Annotated in this window: 13 protein-coding genes, 1 tRNA gene and 1 pseudogene; 7 read left to right on the forward strand and 8 right to left on the reverse strand. The window is 64.0% G+C overall.

Annotated elements, in window-relative coordinates; genetic code table 11:
- Window positions 1–38: 38 nt before the first annotated feature.
- From ACXAG6_RS15475 to ACXAG6_RS15500, 6 genes are read right to left on the reverse strand one after another with little or no spacing between them, the layout of a single operon-like run.
- Window positions 39–1,670: an alpha-D-glucose phosphate-specific phosphoglucomutase gene (locus ACXAG6_RS15475; protein ID WP_475338677.1), complete on the reverse strand. Its 1,632-nt coding sequence runs from the start codon at window positions 1,668–1,670 to the stop codon at window positions 39–41.
- On the reverse strand, window positions 1,667–3,799 hold the full coding sequence (gene glgX, locus ACXAG6_RS15480; protein WP_475338678.1) for a glycogen debranching protein GlgX: 2,133 nt from the start codon (window positions 3,797–3,799) through the stop codon (window positions 1,667–1,669). Before glgX ends, ACXAG6_RS15475 begins: the two co-directional genes overlap by 4 nt.
- Window positions 3,799–5,223: a glycogen synthase GlgA gene (gene glgA, locus ACXAG6_RS15485; protein WP_475338679.1), complete on the reverse strand. Its 1,425-nt coding sequence runs from the start codon at window positions 5,221–5,223 to the stop codon at window positions 3,799–3,801. Before glgA ends, glgX begins: the two co-directional genes overlap by 1 nt.
- Entirely contained in the window at window positions 5,220–6,479 is a 1,260-nt protein-coding gene (glgC, locus tag ACXAG6_RS15490; protein ID WP_475338680.1) for a glucose-1-phosphate adenylyltransferase, read from the reverse strand. The genes glgA and glgC overlap by 4 nt, the downstream gene beginning before the upstream one ends.
- 14 nt (window positions 6,480–6,493) lie before the next feature.
- The gene (gene glgB / locus ACXAG6_RS15495) at window positions 6,494–8,650 is read right to left on the reverse strand and encodes a 1,4-alpha-glucan branching protein GlgB (protein WP_475339077.1); all 2,157 of its coding nucleotides are present in this window, start codon (window positions 8,648–8,650) and stop codon (window positions 6,494–6,496) included.
- Between the two features lie 47 nt (window positions 8,651–8,697).
- Window positions 8,698–10,290 carry an alpha-glucosidase gene (locus ACXAG6_RS15500; protein WP_475338682.1) on the reverse strand — a complete coding sequence of 531 codons (1,593 nt, stop codon included), beginning with the start codon at window positions 10,288–10,290 and terminating at the stop codon, window positions 8,698–8,700.
- 483 nt (window positions 10,291–10,773) lie between these two features.
- Here ACXAG6_RS15500 and ACXAG6_RS15505 point away from each other — a divergent pair, with 483 nt between their 5' ends.
- The 3 genes from ACXAG6_RS15505 (at window position 10,774) to ACXAG6_RS15515 (ending at window position 13,651) form a co-directional block, all read left to right on the forward strand.
- Entirely contained in the window at window positions 10,774–11,757 is a 984-nt protein-coding gene (locus ACXAG6_RS15505; protein WP_475338683.1) for a TRAP transporter substrate-binding protein, read from the forward strand.
- Between the two features lie 64 nt (window positions 11,758–11,821).
- Window positions 11,822–12,355 (forward strand): TRAP transporter small permease, encoded by a 534-nt coding sequence (locus tag ACXAG6_RS15510; protein ID WP_475338684.1) that lies wholly within the window; start codon window positions 11,822–11,824, stop codon window positions 12,353–12,355.
- Between the two features lie 12 nt (window positions 12,356–12,367).
- Window positions 12,368–13,651, forward strand: coding sequence for a TRAP transporter large permease (locus ACXAG6_RS15515; RefSeq protein WP_475338686.1), 1,284 nt, complete (start codon window positions 12,368–12,370; stop codon window positions 13,649–13,651).
- A 9-nt stretch (window positions 13,652–13,660) separates the two neighbouring features.
- Here ACXAG6_RS15515 and ACXAG6_RS15520 read toward each other — a convergent pair.
- A pseudogene (locus ACXAG6_RS15520) lies at window positions 13,661–14,123 on the reverse strand (IS5 family transposase); the annotation flags it as partial.
- Window positions 14,120–14,209: transfer RNA gene (locus ACXAG6_RS15525), tRNA-Ser, on the reverse strand. The pseudogene ACXAG6_RS15520 and the gene ACXAG6_RS15525, both read right to left, overlap by 4 nt.
- 239 nt (window positions 14,210–14,448) lie before the next feature.
- On the opposite strand from ACXAG6_RS15525, the gene ACXAG6_RS15530 reads away from it, so the two are divergent.
- From ACXAG6_RS15530 to ACXAG6_RS15545, 4 genes are all read left to right on the forward strand, one after another.
- A complete protein-coding gene (locus ACXAG6_RS15530; protein WP_475338687.1) occupies window positions 14,449–15,546 on the forward strand; it encodes an SPOR domain-containing protein in 1,098 nt (365 codons plus the stop codon).
- Window positions 15,547–15,634: 88 nt separating this feature from the next.
- The gene (locus ACXAG6_RS15535) at window positions 15,635–16,798 is read left to right on the forward strand and encodes a D-alanyl-D-alanine carboxypeptidase family protein (protein WP_475338688.1); all 1,164 of its coding nucleotides are present in this window, start codon (window positions 15,635–15,637) and stop codon (window positions 16,796–16,798) included.
- Between the two features lie 231 nt (window positions 16,799–17,029).
- Window positions 17,030–17,659, forward strand: coding sequence for a dTMP kinase (gene tmk, locus ACXAG6_RS15540; RefSeq protein ID WP_475338690.1), 630 nt, complete (start codon window positions 17,030–17,032; stop codon window positions 17,657–17,659).
- On the forward strand, window positions 17,656–18,816 hold the full coding sequence (locus tag ACXAG6_RS15545) for a DNA polymerase III subunit delta' (RefSeq protein WP_475338691.1): 1,161 nt from the start codon (window positions 17,656–17,658) through the stop codon (window positions 18,814–18,816). Before tmk ends, ACXAG6_RS15545 begins: the two co-directional genes overlap by 4 nt.
- Window positions 18,817–18,818: the final 2 nt, after the last annotated feature.

An 18,818-nucleotide genomic window follows, 5' to 3' on the forward strand; every position in this document is an offset into this window, starting at 1 on the left:
GCAGATTGCGGCGCGGAAACTCCCAAGGCGGCGGGGCCTTAGGTGATAACGTCCGGCTTGCTGCGACCGGTGCACGGCGAAATGCCCGCAAGCGCGTCTGCGGCCTCGATGATCGGGGCCAGCGCCGCTTGCGGATCTTGGTGCAGGGCGTTGGGGGAGGTTTCGAGCCGTTCGAGATAGACCCGCAGGGTTGCGCCCTCGGTTCCGGTGCCGGAGAGGCGAAACACCACGCGCCCGCCGCCTTCAAAGAAAATCCGCAGCCCCTGCCCTCTTGCAACGGAGCCATCGACCGGGTCGTGATAGGAAAACTCGTCTGCCTCGGTCACCGTCAGGCCAGCGACCTCCATGCCGGGGAGCGTTGAAAGCCGCTCTCTGAGGCTGTTCATCAGGCCATTGGCAGCCTCTGTTTCGACGGCCTCGTAATCGTGGCGGGAGTAATAGTTGCGCCCGTAGCGCGCCCAGTGATCGGCCATCAGCTGCGATACGGATTTGCCTGTCGCAGCGAGGATGTTGAGCCAGAGCAGCACCGCCCAAAGCCCGTCCTTCTCGCGCACGTGGTTTGAACCTGTCCCGGCGCTTTCCTCGCCGCAGAGCGTCACCCGCCCGGCATCGAGCAGGTTGCCGAAAAACTTCCACCCCGTGGGCGTTTCGAAGCAGGCCATTCCCTTGGCCTCTGCCACGCGGTCGGCTGCGGCGGAGGTGGGCATGGAGCGGGCGACACCGGCAAGGCCATCGGCATAGCCGGGGGCCAGATGGGCGAGATCGGCCAGAACGGCGAGGCTGTCAGATGGGCTGACGTAGCAGTTGGCGCCCACGATCATGTTGCGGTCGCCGTCGCCGTCTGACGCGGCACCGAAATCGGGCGCATCTTCGCCATACATCCTGTCCATCAAGGGCTTTGCCCAAACCGGGTTTGGGTCCGGGTGGCCGCCGCCAAAATCGGGTTTCGGCACGCCGTTGATCACCGTGCCAGCAGGTGCCCCAAGGCGGGTTTCGAGGATGTCACGGGCATAGGGGCCGGTGATGGCGTGCATGGCATCGAAACAGGCCCGAAACCCACCCTTGAACAGGGCGGAAATGGCCTCAAAATCGAAAATCCCGGCCATCAACTCGGCGTAATCCGCCACCGGATCGACGATTTCGACCTCCATGCCGCCGAGCTGGCTGGTGCCGATTTGCTCAAGCGCGACCGCGCCGCCATCGAAGATGTGGTAGGCGGCGATATCCTGCGTGCGGGCGAAGATCTTGTCGGTCACGCCTTCGGGCGCGGGGCCGCCGTTAGGGCCGTTGTATTTGAGCCCGAAGTCCTCGTCCGGGCCGCCGGGGTTGTGGCTGGCCGATAGGATGAGGCCGCCATCGGCCCCGCGCTTGCGGATCAGGTGCGATGCGGCGGGCGTAGAGAGCAAGCCGCCCTGCCCCACGATGCAGCGCGCCGCACCGTTGGCCTCGGCAATGCGCAGGATGGTCTCGATGGCAGTGTCGTTGAAATAGCGACCGTCGCCACCAACCACCAGAACCTTGCCCTCGACACCGCCAATGCCGTCGAAGATGGCCTGCACGTAGTTTTCCAGATAGCCCGGCTCCATGAAGATGCGGGTTTTCTTGCGCAATCCGCTGGTGCCCGGCATCTGCCCGGCGATCGGCTGCGTTACTACCGTTTTACGGCTCATGCTTTGGCCCTCCTTCCACGATGTTCTACCGCCACATCCCTGCCGTCGGTGATTGGGCAGAGCTCGAAGGCCACCACGCTGTCTTCGGCGACGTTGGCAACCCCGGCGCGGGCCGGCTGCGCGTTGTGGCCGGAGGTGTCGATGACGCGGCGCCAGCGGTGGCCGGGCAAGGTCTCTGGCAAGGCGACCCGCAGCGCGGCCCCGGCGTTGAACACAAGATAGACCGCGCCGAAGCGTGGCTCATAGGCAGGGGTGCCCCGGGCCATGCGCATCTCGACGCCGACGAAATGCAAATCATCGCGGCCCCAGTCTTCCTCGGCCATCGCATTGCCATCGGCGCGGCGCCAGAAGACATCGGGCTTGCCATCGACGGCCCGCGTGCGTGAGTGCAAAAAGCGCTTTTGCCGCAAGATCGGCGTGGCCTTGCGAAAGGCGATGATCTGGCGGCAGAAGGCGAGGAAGTCAGGATCGGCCTCGTCCCAGTTGACCCAGCCGATCTCGTTGTCCTGACAGTAGGCGTTGTTGTTGCCGTCCTGCGAGTTGCCCAACTCGTCGCCTGCGAGGATCATCGGCGTGCCCTGACTGAGCATCAGCGTGGCCATGATATTTCTGCGCCGCCGCGCCCGCTTGGCGATGATTGCCGGATCGTCGGTCGGCCCCTCTTCACCGCAATTGTCCGAGCAGTTGTGATCATGCCCGTCGCGGCTGTCTTCGCCATTGGCCTCGTTGTGCTTGTGGTTGTAGCTGACGGTGTCCATCAGGGTGAAACCGTCATGCGCGGTGACGAAATTGATCGAGGTGGTGGCAGGGCGACCGTCATGGTCAAACCGAATGGCCGAGCCCGTCACGTGCCCGGCCAGCTTGCGGGTGATCAGCGCATCGCCGCGCCAGAACTTGCGGATATTGTCGCGATACTTGTCATTCCATTCCGCGAAGGGCGAGGAGAAGGCCCCAAGCTGATAGCCATCAGGCCCCACGTCCCAAGGCTCGGCGATCATCTTGACCTTGTTGAGTACCGGATCCTGCCGGATGGAGCGGCAGAAGGCGCCGTCACGGTCAAACTGCCCACCGCTGCGGGCCAATGTGGCCGCCAGATCAAAGCGGAACCCGTCTACATGCATGGTTTCGACCCAGTAGCGCAGGGAATCCATGACCATTCGCAGCACGAAGGGATGATCCATATCGAGCGTGTTGCCGCAGCCGGTGTCGTTGATGTAGCAGCGCTTGTCTTCGGCCAGCCGGTAGTAGCTGGCGTTGTCAAAGCCCCGGAAGCTCAGTGTTGGCCCGCGCTGGTCACCCTCGGCGGTGTGGTTGTAGACCACATCGAGGATCACCTCGATCCCGGCGGAATGGAACCGGGCAACCATCTGTTGAAACTCGGAAATTTCTTTGCGGCTCAGTAAGCGGGGATCGGGCGCGAAGAACCCGTAGGTCATGTAGCCCCAGTAGTTGTTCAGCCCCTTGTCGACGAGGAACCGGTCATCAACCGAGGCGTGAACGGGCATCAGCTCGATCGCGGTTACGCCGAGGTCTTTCAGGTGCCTCAGCATCGGCTCGGAGGCCATCGCAAGGAATTTGCCCGCGTTGGGGATGTCTTTGCGCATGGCGGTCAGGCCTTTGACATGCGCTTCGTAGATGATCGTATCGACCCAAGGCGTATCGAGCCGCAGCCGCTCCTGCCGCCCCCATGCAAAGGAGGGGTCGGCCACGACCGATCTCGGCATGTACGGGGCGCTGTCGCGGGTGTCGAAGCTGAGGTCTTCATCCGGGTGGCCGATCTCGTAGCCATAGAGCGCATCATGCCATTGCAGGTGCCCGGTCAGTTGCTTGGAATAAGGGTCGATCAGCAGCTTGTGCGGGTTGAACCGGTGGCCCTCCTGCGGGGCATAGGGGCCATGCACCCGGTAGCCGTATTGCTGCCCCGGGCGGAGCCCATCGACATAACCGTGCCAGATGTGCCCCTCGCGTTCGACAAGGTCGATCAGAAAGGTCTCGTGGCCATGATCGTCGCACAGGCAGAGCGTGACCCGCGTTGCATGCTGCGAAAACACGGCAAAGTTGACGCCCTGGCCATCAAATGTTGCGCCAAGCGGGTGCGGGCGGCCCGCACTGAGTTGGTTTGACGTCATCAGGCGGCCTCGATCAGATCAGCATAGAGCGCGGCATAGGCAGCGGCGGATGGCCCCCAGCCAGCGGGGTGCGCCATTGCGTTGCGCTGCACCTTTGACCACAGCTTGGGGGCCTGAAAAAGGGTGCAAAGCCGAGACAATGCGTTGCCCAGCGCCTCTGCGGTGATCGGGTGGAACTGCAGCCCGGTGGCCACCTCGCGGGCCATTGTGGCTGGCGTCATCGGGATGACGGTGTCGGCAAGGCCGCCGGTCAGGGCCACCACCGGCACCGTGCCGTAGCGCAGCCCGTAAAGCTGGGTCAGCCCGCAGGGCTCAAACCGGGAGGGCACGATGATTGCGTCGCCCCCGGCGATCATCCGGTGTGAGAGGGCCTCGTCATAGCCGAGGCGCACGGCAACATTCGGATCGTCCATCGCCTGAAAAGCCGCCTCCAGCCCCGGATCACCGGAGCCGAGCAGCGCAAGTTGCCCGCCGCCGCCAAGCAGCGCGGGCAAGGCCTGTTGCAACAGGTCCAGCCCCTTTTGTTCGGTCATCCGCGAGACCACCACGCAGAGGGGGCCATCGGTTTCGGGCAGGCCAAATTCGGCGCGCAGGGCCTTCTTGTTGGCCAGCTTGCCGCGTGGCGTTTTGTAGGTGTGGATGTGGCTATCAACCTCGGGCGACCAGACGGTGAGATCTATGCCGTTGAGGATGCCCGACAGATCAGCGCGGCGGCTGCGCAGCACCCCGTCCAGCCCCATGCCGAACTCTGGCGTCATCAACTCTTCGGCGTAGGTCGGCGAGACGGTGGTGAGGTGATTGGCAAAGACCAGCCCGGCCTTGAGCGCCGAAATCTGCCCCCAGTATTCCACGCCATCCTTGCTCTGGTCGGCCTTGGCAATTCCCAGAGCGCGGGCGCGGGCCATCGGGGCGTGGCCTTGAAAGGCGATGTTGTGGACCGTCAGGATGCTTGGCACCGGCTCCGCCGCGCCCCGCTTGAGATAGTAGGGCACGAGCCCCGCCTGCCAGTCGTGACAATGCACCAGATCGAGCCGCCACGCCCCAAGCTCGCCAGCGGCAATATCCGCCGCCACGCGGCTGAGCGCAGCGAAGCGCTCGGGATTGTCGGGCCAGTCGAGGCCGTCCGGGCCAAGGTAGATGCTGCCGGCCCGGTCAAACAGATGCGGCGCATCAAGCACCAGCAGCTCCAGCCCCGCCGCCTGCCCCGCAAGCAAGCGGGCCGCGCCGCCAAAGCAGCCGTCGATCTGTGCCACCTCCGTGGCCTTGCCCAGCGCCGCCATCACCGCCGGGTAGCCCGGCAAGAGGGTGCGCATCTCGACGCCGTGCGCGTGCAGGGCGGCAGGCAGAGCCCCGGCCACATCGGCCAATCCGCCGGTCTTGATGAGTGGCGCGCACTCGGAAGCGACGGATAGAACCTTGATCACTGGGCAGCTTCCCATTTGGCAACCATGTCTGCGGTGATAAGGGTTGTCCCCTTTTCGGTGACGCGGAAGAACTTGGCGTCTTCAACCGGATCTTCACCCACCACGAGGCCCTTGGGGATTTCGACGCCCCGGTCGATCACGCATTTGCGCAGCCGGGCCGAGCGGTGGACGACCACATCGGGCAAGACGACCGAATGATCGAGCACGGCGTAGGAATTGGTATGCACCTGCGTGAACAGCAGCGAGTTGCGCACTTCGGTGCCCGAAATGACGCAGCCGCCCGACACCATCGACGAGATCGCCACGCCCCGGCGGTCTTTCTCGTCATGGATGAACTTGGCTGGCGGGGCAGACTCGGAATAGGTCCAGATCGGCCAGTCCCTATCCCAGAGATCAAGCTCGGGGGTGAAGTCGGTAAGGTCGATATTGGCCTCCCAGAAGGCATCGAGCGTGCCGACATCGCGCCAGTAGCTCGGCGCGCCCTCGGCGCGTACGCAGCTGTCATCGAAGCGGTGGGCGATGGCCTTGCCGTTCGTCACGATGTCGGGGATCAAATCATTGCCGAAATCATGCGAGGAGTTGGTATCTTCGGCATCGGCCAGCAGCAGCTCGCGCAGGAAACTCCATTTGAAAACGTAGATCCCCATAGAGGCCAGAGCCTTGGTGGGGTCTTCCGGCGTGGCGGGCGGATCGGCGGGCTTTTCAAGGAAGGAGGTGATGCGGCTTTCGGTATCCACCGCCATCACCCCGAAGGCCGAGGCGTCCTTGCGCGGCACCGTCAGGCAGCCAATCGTCACGTCGGCATCGGCCTTGACGTGCTGCTCCAGCATGATCTCGTAGTCCATCTTGTAGATATGATCGCCTGCAAGGATTACGATGTAGTCAATGCCATAGCTGTCGACGATGTCGATGTTCTGGGTCACCGCATCGGCGGTGCCGCGATACCACATCGACTCCGACACGCGCTGCGAGGCGGGCAGGATATCGAGAAACTCGTTGCGCTCGGCGCGAAAGAAGTTCCAGCCGCGCTGGCAGTGGCGGATGAGCGAATGCGCCTTGTACTGGGTGGCCACAGCCATTCGGCGGATGCCGGAATTGACGGCGTTGGACAGGGCGAAGTCGATGATCCGGGTTTTGCCGCCGAAATACACGGCCGGTTTGACCCGCCGGTCGGTTAGCTCTTTCAAGCGCGAGCCGCGCCCACCTGCCAACACGAATGCCATCGAGCGTTGAGACAACCTCTTGGTTTCGACCATGTCCGTTTCCTCCCTTAATCCTTGAGCCGAAGCATCAGGGTGGCCAGAGGCGGCACCTTGAGTTCGATTGATTGCGGCAGCCCGTCCCAGTCGCCCGCTTGGCTCTGGACAGCGCCGCCATTGCCCCGGTCGCCGCCGCCATAGGCCGCAGCATCCGAGTTGAGAACCTCCTCCCAGGTTCCCGGACGTGGCACGCCGATGCGCCAGTTGCGCTCGACCGGCGTGAAGTTGCAGACCACCACCACCGGCGCGTCCCCCTCCTCGCCGAAGCGGGCAAAGGCCGAGAGCGACTGCTCTGGATCATTGGCGATCCAGCGAAACCCAGACGGGTCACAATCGCGCCGGTGCAGCGCGGGTGTGTTGCGGTGCAGGTGGTTCAGATCACGTACAAGGCTCTGGAGGCCGCGCTGCTTTTCGCCATGCAGGGCGTCCCAATCGAGCGAAACATCATGGTTCCATTCGCTCCACTGGCCAAACTCGCAGCCCATGAAGAGCAGCTTCTTGCCCGGATGCCCCCACATGTAGCCGTAGTAGGCGCGCAGGTTGGCGAATTTTTCCCATTCGTCGCCCGGCATCTTCTCGATCATCGAGCCCTTGCCGTGCACCACCTCGTCATGGCTGATCGGCAGAATGAAATTTTCCGAAAAGGAATAGTCGATCGGCAGCGTCATCAGGTGATGATCGTACTTACGGTGGATCGGGTCTTTTTCGATGTAGCGCAGGGTGTCGTTCATCCACCCCATGTTCCATTTGAAGCCAAAGCCGAGCCCGCCCGCATCCACCGGGGCGGAGACGCCGGGAAAGGCGGTGGATTCCTCGGCCACCGTCATGATGCCCTCCACCTCGCCATAGCAGAGCGTGTTCATCTCCTTCAGAAAGTCGATGGCCTCGTAGTTCTCGCGCCCGCCGTCCTTGTTGGGCACCCAGGCATCCTGCGCGCGCGAGTAATCGCGGTAGAGCATGGAGGCGACAGCATCCACGCGCAGCCCGTCGACATGGTATTCGCTCAGCCAATACAAGGCGTTGGCGGTAAGGTAGTTTTTCACCTCGGTGCGCCCGTAATTGTAGATCAGCGTGTTCCAGTCCTGATGGAAGCCTTCGCGCGGGTCGGAATGCTCGTAAAGGTGGGTGCCGTCGAAACGGGCGAGGCCGTGGGCGTCTTCCGGGAAGTGCCCGGGCACCCAATCAAGGATCACGCCCAAATCCGCCTTATGGGCGGCCTCCACCAGATCCCGAAACTCATGTGGCGGCCCAAAGCGGATCGTGGGGGCATACATGCCCAGCGGCTGATAGCCCCATGAACCATCAAACGGAAATTCGCTGATCGGCAAAAACTCAAGATGCGTGAAGCCCATCCATTTGGCGTAGTCCACCAACTCGCGCGCCAGTTCCTTGTAGGAGAGCCTGCGCCCATCCTCGGCCCGCCGCCATGAGCCGAGATGCACCTCGTAGATCGACATTGGCTCCTCACGGCGCTGCTTGTCGCCGCGGGTTGCCATCCAATCCTCATCCGACCAGCCATACCCCGAGATATCGCGGATGACGGAAGAGGTTTCGGGCGGGTGCTGCGCCCCGAAGCCCACAGGGTCGGCCTTGAGGAAGGGTGCGCCCTCGGTCGGCGCGATCTCGTATTTGTAGAGGTCGCCCTCCCCGAGACCGGGCAGAAAGATCTCCCACACGCCCGACACGCCCACCCGGCGCATCGGGTGGCGGCGGCCGTCCCAGTTGTTGAAGTTCCCCACGACCGACACCCGCGCAGCATTGGGCGCCCAGACGGCGAAATGCGTGCCCGCCACGCCCTCCAGCTCTGTCACATGGGCACCGAGCGCCTTCCAGAGATGCCGGTGCGTGCCCTCGCCGATCAGGTATTGGTCCATATCCTGAAGGACCGGGCCAAACCTGTAGGGATCTTCAAACGCCCAGCTCGCCCCATCCTCGAACTGCGCCGTTAGCGAATGTGCCGATTTCGAGTTGGGCACCTGCGCGGCAAAGAGCGGGCCTTCCAAACGCTCGAGCGGCACGCTCTTGCGCCCGACCTTCGCCACCACCGAGGTGGCATCTGGCACCAGCGCCACGCACCAGGCTTTGCGCCCGCTCTTGTGCACGCCAAGAACATCGAATGGCCGGTCGTGGCGTGCATGAAGCAGAGCTTCAACATCGCCCTCGCTCATATGCGGCGGGAGCGCGCGCGGCGTGGTGCTCGCCCCGGCCTCGGCCATTACGCCAGCCTTCCGATGACAAAGCCGTTTGGCCCGAGCGAGAGGGAGCTGTCGCCAACCTCCGCCGCTTGCTCAAGAACCGGGATGATCTGGCTCGGCAGATCAACGGTGACGGGCTCTGGCGATAGGTTATAGATGCACATCAAGCTGTCTCCTCGCTGGAAGCCTAGCACCGGTTCGGGGAAATCCACAAAGCTCGTGTTTCCGAGCCGCAGATCGGGCTCGGCCCGGCGCAGGGCCAGCATGGCGCGATAGAACGCCAGCACGCTGTTCTCGCCCTGGGCCGAAACCGCGCGCGCCTGCTGTGGCGGCTTCACCGGCAGCCAGGTTTTGTTGGCGATTGAAAAGCCGCCATTCGGCGCATTCGCCTCCCACACCATCGGTGTGCGGCAGCCATCGCGCCCGGTCTTTTCCGGCCAGAAGTTGATGCCCTCCGGATCGGTCAGCTCTTCGAAACTCAGCACGGTATCGACCTGCCCCAGCTCCTCGCCCTGATAAATACAGATCGAGCCTTCGAAACTGAGCAACAGGGCGGCGGCCTGTTTGGCCAGTGCCTCCTGATCGCCCGCGTGCTCCAGCCAGCGCCCCACATGGCGCGGCACATCATGGTTGGAGAAGGCCCAGCACGGCCAGCCATCGGGTGCGCCCTTGAAGAACGCCTCGATACGGCTGCGGAAGTGCTTGGGCGAAAAATCCGGCCCCAGCAGTTCAAAGCTGTAGGCCATGTGGAGACGGTTGGAGCCTGAGGTGTATTCGCCCATGAGGTCGATCGAATGGTGGCTGTCGCCCACCTCGCCCACCATGGTGCGCCCCTCATATTCATCCAGCAGCGCCCTCAGCCGCTCCAGAAAGGCGATGTTCTCTGGCCGGTTCTTGGAAAACAGCGTGTACTGCATTTCAAACGGCCGTACGGCCTCCTGCGCCCAGGGCGAGGGGTTTGCGGCGTTGTCGCGCAGCAGTTGGTCGTGGACGTAAAAGTTGACGGTGTCGAGCCGGAAGCCATCAACCCCGCGGTCGAGCCAGAAGCGGACACAGTCCAGCAGGTAATCCTGCACCTCGGGATTGTGAAAGTTCCAATCCGGCTGTTCGCGCAGGAAGTTGTGGAAGTAATACTGCCGCCGCCGCGCATCCCACTCCCAGGACGACCCGCCGAAGATCGCCAGCCAGTTGTTGGGCGGCGTGCCATCGGGCTTTGGATCGGCCCAGACAAACCAATCCGCCTTGGGATTGTCGCGGCTCTGGCGGCTTTCGGTGAAATAGGGGTGCTGGTCGGAGGCGTGGCTGAGCACCTGGTCGATGATGACCTTGAGGCCAAGCGAATGGGCTTTGTCGACCAGCGCGTCAAAGTCCTCCAGCGTGCCGAAGGTCGGGTCGATATCGGTGTAGTCGGACACGTCATAGCCCATGTCCGCCATCGGCGAGGGAAAGACCGGGCTGAGCCAGATCGCATCCACGCCAAGGCTGGCAACATGATCCAGCCGCTGGGCGATGCCCTTCAGATCACCGATCCCGTCGCCATCGGCGTCCATGAAAGATCTTGGGTAGATCTGATACGTGACGGACCCCCGCCACCAATCCTGCCCGTTCGCCATGCGCCACGTCCTTTCATACTTGGTATGTTAGCCCTAACATGCACGTTGACTGATGTCTTTGGCCATCTTTACAGCTCGCGCTGGCAAAGTCTGATCGGCGGGGCCTGTGAGATCAATGGGGCGGGCAGCGGACAAGCTGAGTTCGGGCTGGCGATGACCATTCGTGGATCATGGTGCTGCCGCGCATCTCGAGCCGGTTGAGCAGGATCGCGCCCACGCGGATATCTTCATGGAGAACGTGCGCGACCTTCCCACCGAACGCCGAGCGCAGCTTCCCGCAAGAGGAAAACCCGCGCGATTGGCTTACGATGAAAGAAGCCTGTTGACTCGTCTGATATATTAGTTCTGCATACCAGCGGGAGGAGACTTAGTGCGGCGCGATTTCCGCATGGACCTATTAAAACGAGTTAAATTGCCCTTCTGCGCAGCCTCCGGGCGTGACAGAATCAAGGGCGGACAACAAAACGACCGGGAGGAATATTAATGAACAAGCTAATCAATACCACGCTCATGGGGGCCGCCGCGGCCATCACCGTGCTGGCCGGAGCGGCCTCTGCCGCTGAGTGGCGAGGCTGGAATATTCACGTCGAGGGCTACCCGAACACCGTTGCGATGGACAAGTTCGCCGAGCTCGTGTCCGAAAAGACCGGTGGCGAGATCACGCTTCAGATGTTCCATGGCGGCACGCTGGGCGACCAGCCCGACGCAATCGAGCAGGTGCGCCTCGGCGGCCTCGAGATCGGCAACTTCAACCTCGGCCCGATCGGGCCCATCGCGCCAGAGGCCAACGTGGTTTCGCTGCCCTTCATCTTCAAGGACGTGGACCACATGTTCCGCGTGCTTGGCGGCGAGGCCGGCCAGATGATGGCCGAGGGCATGACCGCCAAGGGCCTGGTGCCGCTGGCCTGGTACGATGCAGGCGCACGCTCGTTCTACAACACCGACAAGCCGATCAACACGCCGGCCGACCTTCAGGGCCTGAAGGTGCGGGTGATGAACAACGATCTCTACTCGGGGATGATCTCGGAACTGGGCGGCAACCCTTCGCCCATGGCCTTTGGCGAGGTTTATCAGGCGCTGAAGACCGGCGTGGTGGACGGGGCCGAGAACAACTGGCCCTCCTACGAGTCGACGGGGCACTTCGAGGTTGCGGGTTACTACTCGCTGAGCCAGCACCTGATCATTCCCGAGTGCATCTGCATCAACGCCGATGTCTACAACGGGCTGACCGACGAGCAGAAGACCGCGCTGACCGAGGCCGCGCAGGAATCGGCCGAGATGCAGCGTCAGCTGTGGAACGAGCGCGAGGCCGCCAGCCGCGAGAAGGTGGAGGCTGCCGGCGTGACGATCAACGAGATCGCCGACAAGGGCCCTTTCCAGGAAGCGATGGCGCCGGTTTATGAGGCCTACCTCGGCACCAACCCCAACCTGCGCCCGCTGGTCGAGCTGATCCAGGGCACCGAGTGATCTGAACGACAGTCCGCGCCCGCCCCCGACACCGGGGCGGGCACACTCCTTCCGAGGGCCTCTCATGATACCGCCGCTTCCCGACGACACCCCGGCCTGGCTGGGACACCTCAACCGTGGCCTCGACATGATTGCCAGCCTCTGCCGCCTCGTTACCGGCCTGTCGCTGGTGGTGCTCACGGTCATCTTCGGCTGGCTCGTCTTCGGGCGCTACGTGCTCAACGCCACGCCCACATGGGTCGAGCAGGTGGCACTGCTGCTCATCATGGTGATCGCCTTCCTTGGCAGCGCAGTGGGCGTCCACGAAAACTCGCACCTCTCCGTCATGGCCCTGCGCACCTCGGTACCGCTCTGGATCCGCAACGGCCTGGTGCTTCTGGCCGATTTGCTGTTGCTTGGCTTCGGCGCCCTGATGGCCTTCTACGGGGCCAAGCTCACCCTCTTCAAATGGGGCTCGTCGATTCCGTTGATCCACGTGCCGGAGGGGCTGCGCTCGCTGCCGCTCACTATCGGCGGCGGGCTCATCGTGCTTTTCACCCTCGGCCACCTGCTCCGCTTCGTGCTCGGGCGGGACTGGCGCAAAGACCTCATTCAATAGGACCCCGCCGACATGGGAATTTTCGTTCTGCTGGGGATGTTCGCGCTCTGCGTGGCCATCGGCGCGCCTGTCGCCTTCGCTCTGGGCATCTCCGCCATCGCGGCCTTCTGGTTCGAGGGGCTGCCGCTGATGATCGGCTACCAGCGCATCATCGCGGGCATCAACGTGTTCTCGCTCATGGCGATCCCCTTCTTCATCTTCGCGGGCGAGCTGATGTTTCATGGCGGCATCGCCATGCGGCTGGTCCGCTTCGCCTCGGCCGCGGTGGGCGCGGTGCGTGGCGGGCTCGGGATCGTCAACGTCTTCTCCTCGATGCTCTTCGGCGGCATCTCCGGATCGGCAGTGGCAGACATCTCGGCGCTCGGCTCCATCCTGATCCCGGTGATGAAGGAAAAGGGCTATGACGCCGATTACGCGGTGAACGTGACCGTCACCTCCTCGATCGCGGGCATCGTCATTCCGCCCAGCCACAACATGATCATCTATGCCATTGCAGCGGGCGGTGGCATCTCGATCTCAAAGCTCTTCATGGCGGGCGTGGTGCCGGGGATGCTGATGTGCCTCTGCCTTGCTGTCGCCGCCTATGTCGTGGCCGTGCGCCGGGGCTACCAGGCCGAGGTCTTCCCCGGCTTCACCTCGCTCTTTCTCAGTTTCATCGCCGCCCTGCCCGGCCTCTTCACCGCGGTCATCATCGTGGGCGGTGTCCTCTCGGGCATCTTCACCGTGACCGAGTCCGGCGCCTTCGGCGCGATCTACGCCTTCATCGTCACCCTGCTGGTCTATCGCAGCCTGACCTGGGAGAACTTCATTACCGCGGTGAAAAGCTCGGTCCGGACCACGGCGATGGTGATGATCCTGATCGCCTGTGCCGGGGCCTTCGCCTACATGCTCACCTTCTACCGGGTGCCCGACAAGACCGTGACCTTGCTCACCACCATCACCGAGAACCCGATCCTGATCCTGATCATGATCAACGTGGTGCTGCTGGTGCTAGGGATGATCATGGACATGGCGGCGCTGATCCTGATCTGCACGCCGATCTTCCTGCCGGTGGCCTACAGCATCGGGCTGGATCCGCTGCAGTTCGGCATCATCCTGATGATGAACCTCGGCCTCGGCCTCTGCACCCCGCCGGTGGGCGCCTGCCTCTTCGTGGGCTGCTCGGTCGGGCGGCTGCCGATGGAACAGGCGGTCAAGACGATCTGGCCGTTCTACCTCGCCATCCTCGTGGCGCTGATGCTGGTGTCCTTCGTGCCGGCCATATCCCTGACGCTGCCGGGATGGATTGATGTATAGGGTCAGGACTTATAGCCAATAGATAACGGTTGCTGAGAGGAAGACCTTTGGGAAACTGTCGTATCGAGTTGCGACGCGACGCCAGTTATTCACTCTGCTGAACACGATCTCGATCCTGTTGCGGCGTTTCTAGCGGCGCTTGTCGTATTTCACGGTCTTCTTGCACCGCCTTCGACCGGGGATGCATGCGCGTATCCCCTTGTCTTTCAACGTTTCTCTAAACCAATCGGCGTCGCAACCACGATCACCAAGCAGCCAATCGGCCTTTGGCAGGCCGCTCAGTACAGCCAGCGCGCCAATATAGTCGCTGACCTGACCGGCGGCCACAAACAGGTTGAGCGGCCGTCCCTGCCGGTCACAGATGGCGTGCAGCTTTGTATTCATGCCGCCCTTGGTCCGGCCAATCAGGACCAACGCCCTCATTTTTGACGCCCAAACTGGTCGCTGTGCGGTGCGCTTTCAGGTAGGTGGCGGAAGCGGTGGGATTCGAACCCACGAACGAGTTTCCCCGTTGCTGGTTTTCAAGACCAGTGCCTTCAACCACTCGGCCACGCTTCCGCTCTGCCTTCCCTGCGGCGCAAATCACCGACCGGGAGGGGCGCGGCCCAGAAACCCCGGTGGCGCGAAAAAGGCAACACCCTACGCGCCATTTTCTGCTTGGCCATGACATCCCGGGTTCCCATGCGGCCCTGTGGTATGTATTGTGACGTCTGAGAGCAGTTCAGCCGGGCAAACCGGCGGCAAATAATGCCATGGCGGGCAAAGACCCGACCAAAAGGCGGACAAAGGGGCGAAGCATGGGCAAGGGCAAACTCCTTCATGTAGGTGTGATTTCGGTGTCGGTATTGGCGCTGACGGCCTGTGAAGATGGCACGGGGCTGAAGTTCGGCGGCAAGAAGGCCGACGGGCCAGCAACGGCGGCAGTGGACCGTCCAGCAACCACCAAGCTGGTGGAGCGGGACGTGGAAGCGCCCGAAGTTTTCTCGAAAACCGAAGACGGGCTTTGGGACGGGCGGCCTTCGCTCGGCGGGGTCTGGATTGCCCACCCCGATGTGAAAGAGCCCGAGCGGGTTATCATCCGCAATGAAACCAACGGAAAATTCGTGATCGGCGCGCTGTTCAAGCGCGAGCGCGAAAACCCGGGGCCCAAGCTTCAGCTTTCCTCCGATGCGGCCAATGCGCTGGGTCTGTTGCCCGGTGCGCCGACCAAGCTGAACGTGGTGGCACTGGTGCGCGAAGAGGTGCCCGAGGCGGCACCGGCTGCGGCCCCTGCCCCCGTGAGCACGGATACCATCGCCGCGCCCGAAGCGATCGAGCAGAAATCGCTTGATGCGCCGCTGGCCTCTGCCGAGGCCGCCATTGCGCGGGCCGAGGGCACGGGCGCCGCAGGTGCCGCTGCCGCTGGCGCGGCTGTCGACACCGCAAGCGCTGCCGCAGCCGCAGGCCCGGAACCCAAGGCCAAGAAGGGCTTCTGGCAGCGCCTGAAGGGCAAGAACACGCGTCGCGCCAAGGCTGATGCCACGATTTCTGCCGCCCCCGATGCCGCGCCCCCCGTGGCCCCGGCTGGCACGGCGACGCCCGAGATTTCCGCAGCACCGCTTGCCCCCACCGCCGCAGCGGCCACCGCGCCTGCCCCTAAGGCAGCCGGGCCCAAGCCGTCGGGTGGCAAGAACTATGTGCAGATCGGGATCTTCTCGGTCGAGGACAACGCAAATCGCACCGCCGCCAATATGCGCAAGTCCGGCGTGGTGCCCACCGTCTATGAGCAGCAGAGCGCCGGCAAGACATTCTGGCGTGTCGTGATCGGCCCTGCGCATAGTGCCGCCGATCGCGAGGCACTTCTCAAAAAAGTTAAGGCGATGGGCTTCCAGGACGCGTATTTTGTGAGCAACTGAGGCGGGACTCAGCCGCAAGCCAAGCCCCGCCCTGCACCACCCCCCGGCCAGTCGCGCCGGGGCCGGACAGGAAAGGACTTCCGCCCCCATGCTTCGCCTCCACGGCTTCGCAACATTGATTGCCGCTGCGGTCATTGCCGCCGCAACCACCGCCGCCGCCGCTTTCGAGACCCGCGCCACCTCGGCCTGGGTGGTCGACGAGACGACGGGCACGATCCTGCTGTCGAAAAACGCCGACACCGCCCTGCCCCCGGCCTCCATGTCCAAGCTGATGACGCTGAACATGCTGTTCGAGGCGCTGCGCGACGGGCGGGTGACGCTGGACACGACCTTCACCGTGAGCGAGCGCGCCAAGAACATGGGCGGCTCGTCGATGTTTCTCAACACCACCGACAGGCCCTCGGTCGATCAGCTGATCAAGGGGATCGTTGTGCAATCGGGCAATGACGCCTGCGTGGTGGTGGCCGAGGGGCTGGCGGGCACCGAAGACGGCTTTGCCCGGCTGATGAATGAGCGAGCCCGCGACCTTGGCATGGAAAACTCCACCTTCGCCAATGCCAGCGGCTGGCCCAACCCGGGGCAGCGGATGTCGATGCATGACCTTGGCATTCTGGCGCTGCGGCTGATCCGCGAGTTCCCCGAATATTACGGCTACTTCGGGATGGAGAAGTTTGAGTTCGACGGGCGGGTGCCGACCAATCACAACAACCGCAACCCGCTGCTGAAGCTCGGCATTGGCGCGGACGGGCTGAAGACGGGGCATACCTCCGAAGCGGGCTATGGGCTTGTTGGCTCGGCCAAGCAGGGCAACCGGCGGATCGTTTTTGTCATCACCGGCCTGCCCTCGGAAGATGCCCGCAAGCAGGAGGCGATCAACATCGTCAACTGGGCGTTCCGCCAGTTTGTGCAGAAGACCGTGGCCGATGAGGGCACCCGGGTGGCCGAAGCGCCGGTGTGGCTCGGGGCAGAGCCCCGCGTTGGGCTGGTGCTGGCAAACGACCTTGATGTGCTGATGCCTGCACTTGCGCAGGACAGCCTGAAGGCGGAGGTGAGCTATGAGGGCCCGTTGCGCGCGCCCGTGGTGGCGGGCGATGAGGTGGCACAGCTCACCGTGACCCTGCCCGACATGGAAGCGATCACCGTGCCACTGGTGGCTGAGCGCGATGTGCCCAAAGGCGGCTTCCTTCCCCGGCTGAAAACGGCGGCAGGCGTGCTGATGAAGCAATTCGCCAGCCAGGCAGCGCCGCAGTAGGGCTGGTTGGAGCGGCGGGGCGCGTCCCGCCCTCCCACACCATCCCGCAGTCAGCGCCTTCGCAGGCGTCTGCTGCGCGGTTTGAGGCCGGGCACTGGAGTATTTCCAGCAAGAAAATGCAGCATGCGTCGCCCGGCCCATTTTCTTGCTTCAAAGATCTCCCGCCGGAGGCCTCAAATCTCGTCTGGCGAGCGGTTTGCGCCTGCCAGAGCCTCGGTATAACGTCCGCGCATGACGCAGCCTCACGGGTTATTCATCACCCTCGAAGGGATTGACGGCGCCGGGAAATCCACCCAGGCGCGGGCGCTTGGCGCGTGGTGCGAAGCCGAGGGCCGCGAGGTGGTGCTGACCCGAGAGCCCGGTGGCTCGGCGGGGGCCGAAGAGATCAGGCGGCTGCTGGTGGAGGGCGCGCCCGACAGGTGGTCGGGCGAGACCGAAACGCTGCTGTTCACCGCCGCGCGGCGGGATCATCTGGAGCGGGTGATTGCCCCCGCGCTTGGGGCAGGCAACGTGGTGATCTGCGACCGTTTTGCCGATTCCACCCGCGTTTATCAGGGCGCGGCGCGGGGCGAGTTGAGGGCCTTTGTCGATACGCTGCACGAGTTGGCGATCCGGCGGGAACCCGACCTGACGCTCATTCTGGACATGGACACGGAGGTGGCGCTGGCCCGGGGGCTGGCGCGGCGCTCCGGTGAGGACCGGTTTGAGGAAGAGGGGCTGGAATTTCAGCAGCGGCTGCGGGCCGGGTTTCTGGCGCTGGCCGAGGCCGAGCCGGCGCGCTGCCGCCTGATCGACGCCAATCGCACGCCTGAGGCCATCACCGCCGATGTCATCGCTGCCGCAGCGGAGCTGATGCGATGAGCGCCGCGCCCCTTGGCTTGGCCGATGCGCCGCCCGAGGCCGACCGGCTGGGCGATTACCCGCATCCGCGCCACACCGAAACGCTCTATGGGCAGGAAGAGGCAGAGGCACGCTTTTTGGCAGCTTTCACCTCGGGCCGCCTGCCCCACGCTTGGCTGATCACCGGGCCGCGCGGCATTGGCAAGGCCACGCTGGCATGGCGCATTGCCCGCTTTCTCATTGTCACGCCTCTGGAGCAGGAGGCCGGGTTGTTCGGGGAGCCCGAAGAGCCCCAGAGCCTCGCCATCGACCCGGACCATCCGGTTGCCCGCCGCATGACCGCAGGCTCGGAAGGCAACCTGATGCTGCTGCGGCGCAAATGGGTGGAAAAGCCCGCCCCCGCCCGCTTCAAGACCGTGATCGACGTGGAAAGCGCCCGCGATCTCAAACGCTTCTTTGCCTATTCCGCCGCCGAAAATGCCCGCCGGGTGGTGCTGATCGACTCGGTCGATGAAATGAACGCACCCGCCGCCAACGCGGTGCTGAAAGTGTTGGAGGAACCGCCGCTCAACACGGTGCTGCTGCTCATCTCCCACGCCCCGGCGGCGCTGCTGCCCACCATCCGCTCGCGGTGTCAGGTGCTGCCCTGTGCGCCGCTGTCGGAAGCGGCGCTGATTGCCGCGCTGCGTGAAGCCGGGGCCGAGCCGCCGGAAGATCCGGGCGCGCGCGCGGCCCTCACCGCGCTCTCCGAAGGGTCGGTGGCCACCGCGCTGCAATTGATCGACGACGAGGGCCTGACGCTTTATTCCGCTCTGATCGCGCTGTTTCGCGACCTGCCCAAGCTCGACCGCCCCGCCACCCTCGCCATGGCCGCCAAATGCGGCGGGCGCGATGCGCAAGACCGGTTTCGCCTGACCACCCGGCTGATCGACACGCTGCTTGCCCGCATCGCCCGCACCGGTGCGCTTGGCCCGCCCTCGCCCGAGGCCGCCCCCGGTGAGGCCGCACTGCTCACCCGCCTTGCCCCCGATGCCGCCCGCGCCCGCGCCTGGGCCGAACTGGCCGCCACCCTCGGGGCCCGCGCCCGCGCCGGGGCGGCGGTCAACCTTGACGCCCCTGCCCTCATCACGGATATCTGCCTCAAAATCTCCGAGGCCGCAGCCGAAATGCGCCTCTGAGC

It is taken from the genome of Vannielia sp. ABF1_015 (assembly GCF_056160745.1).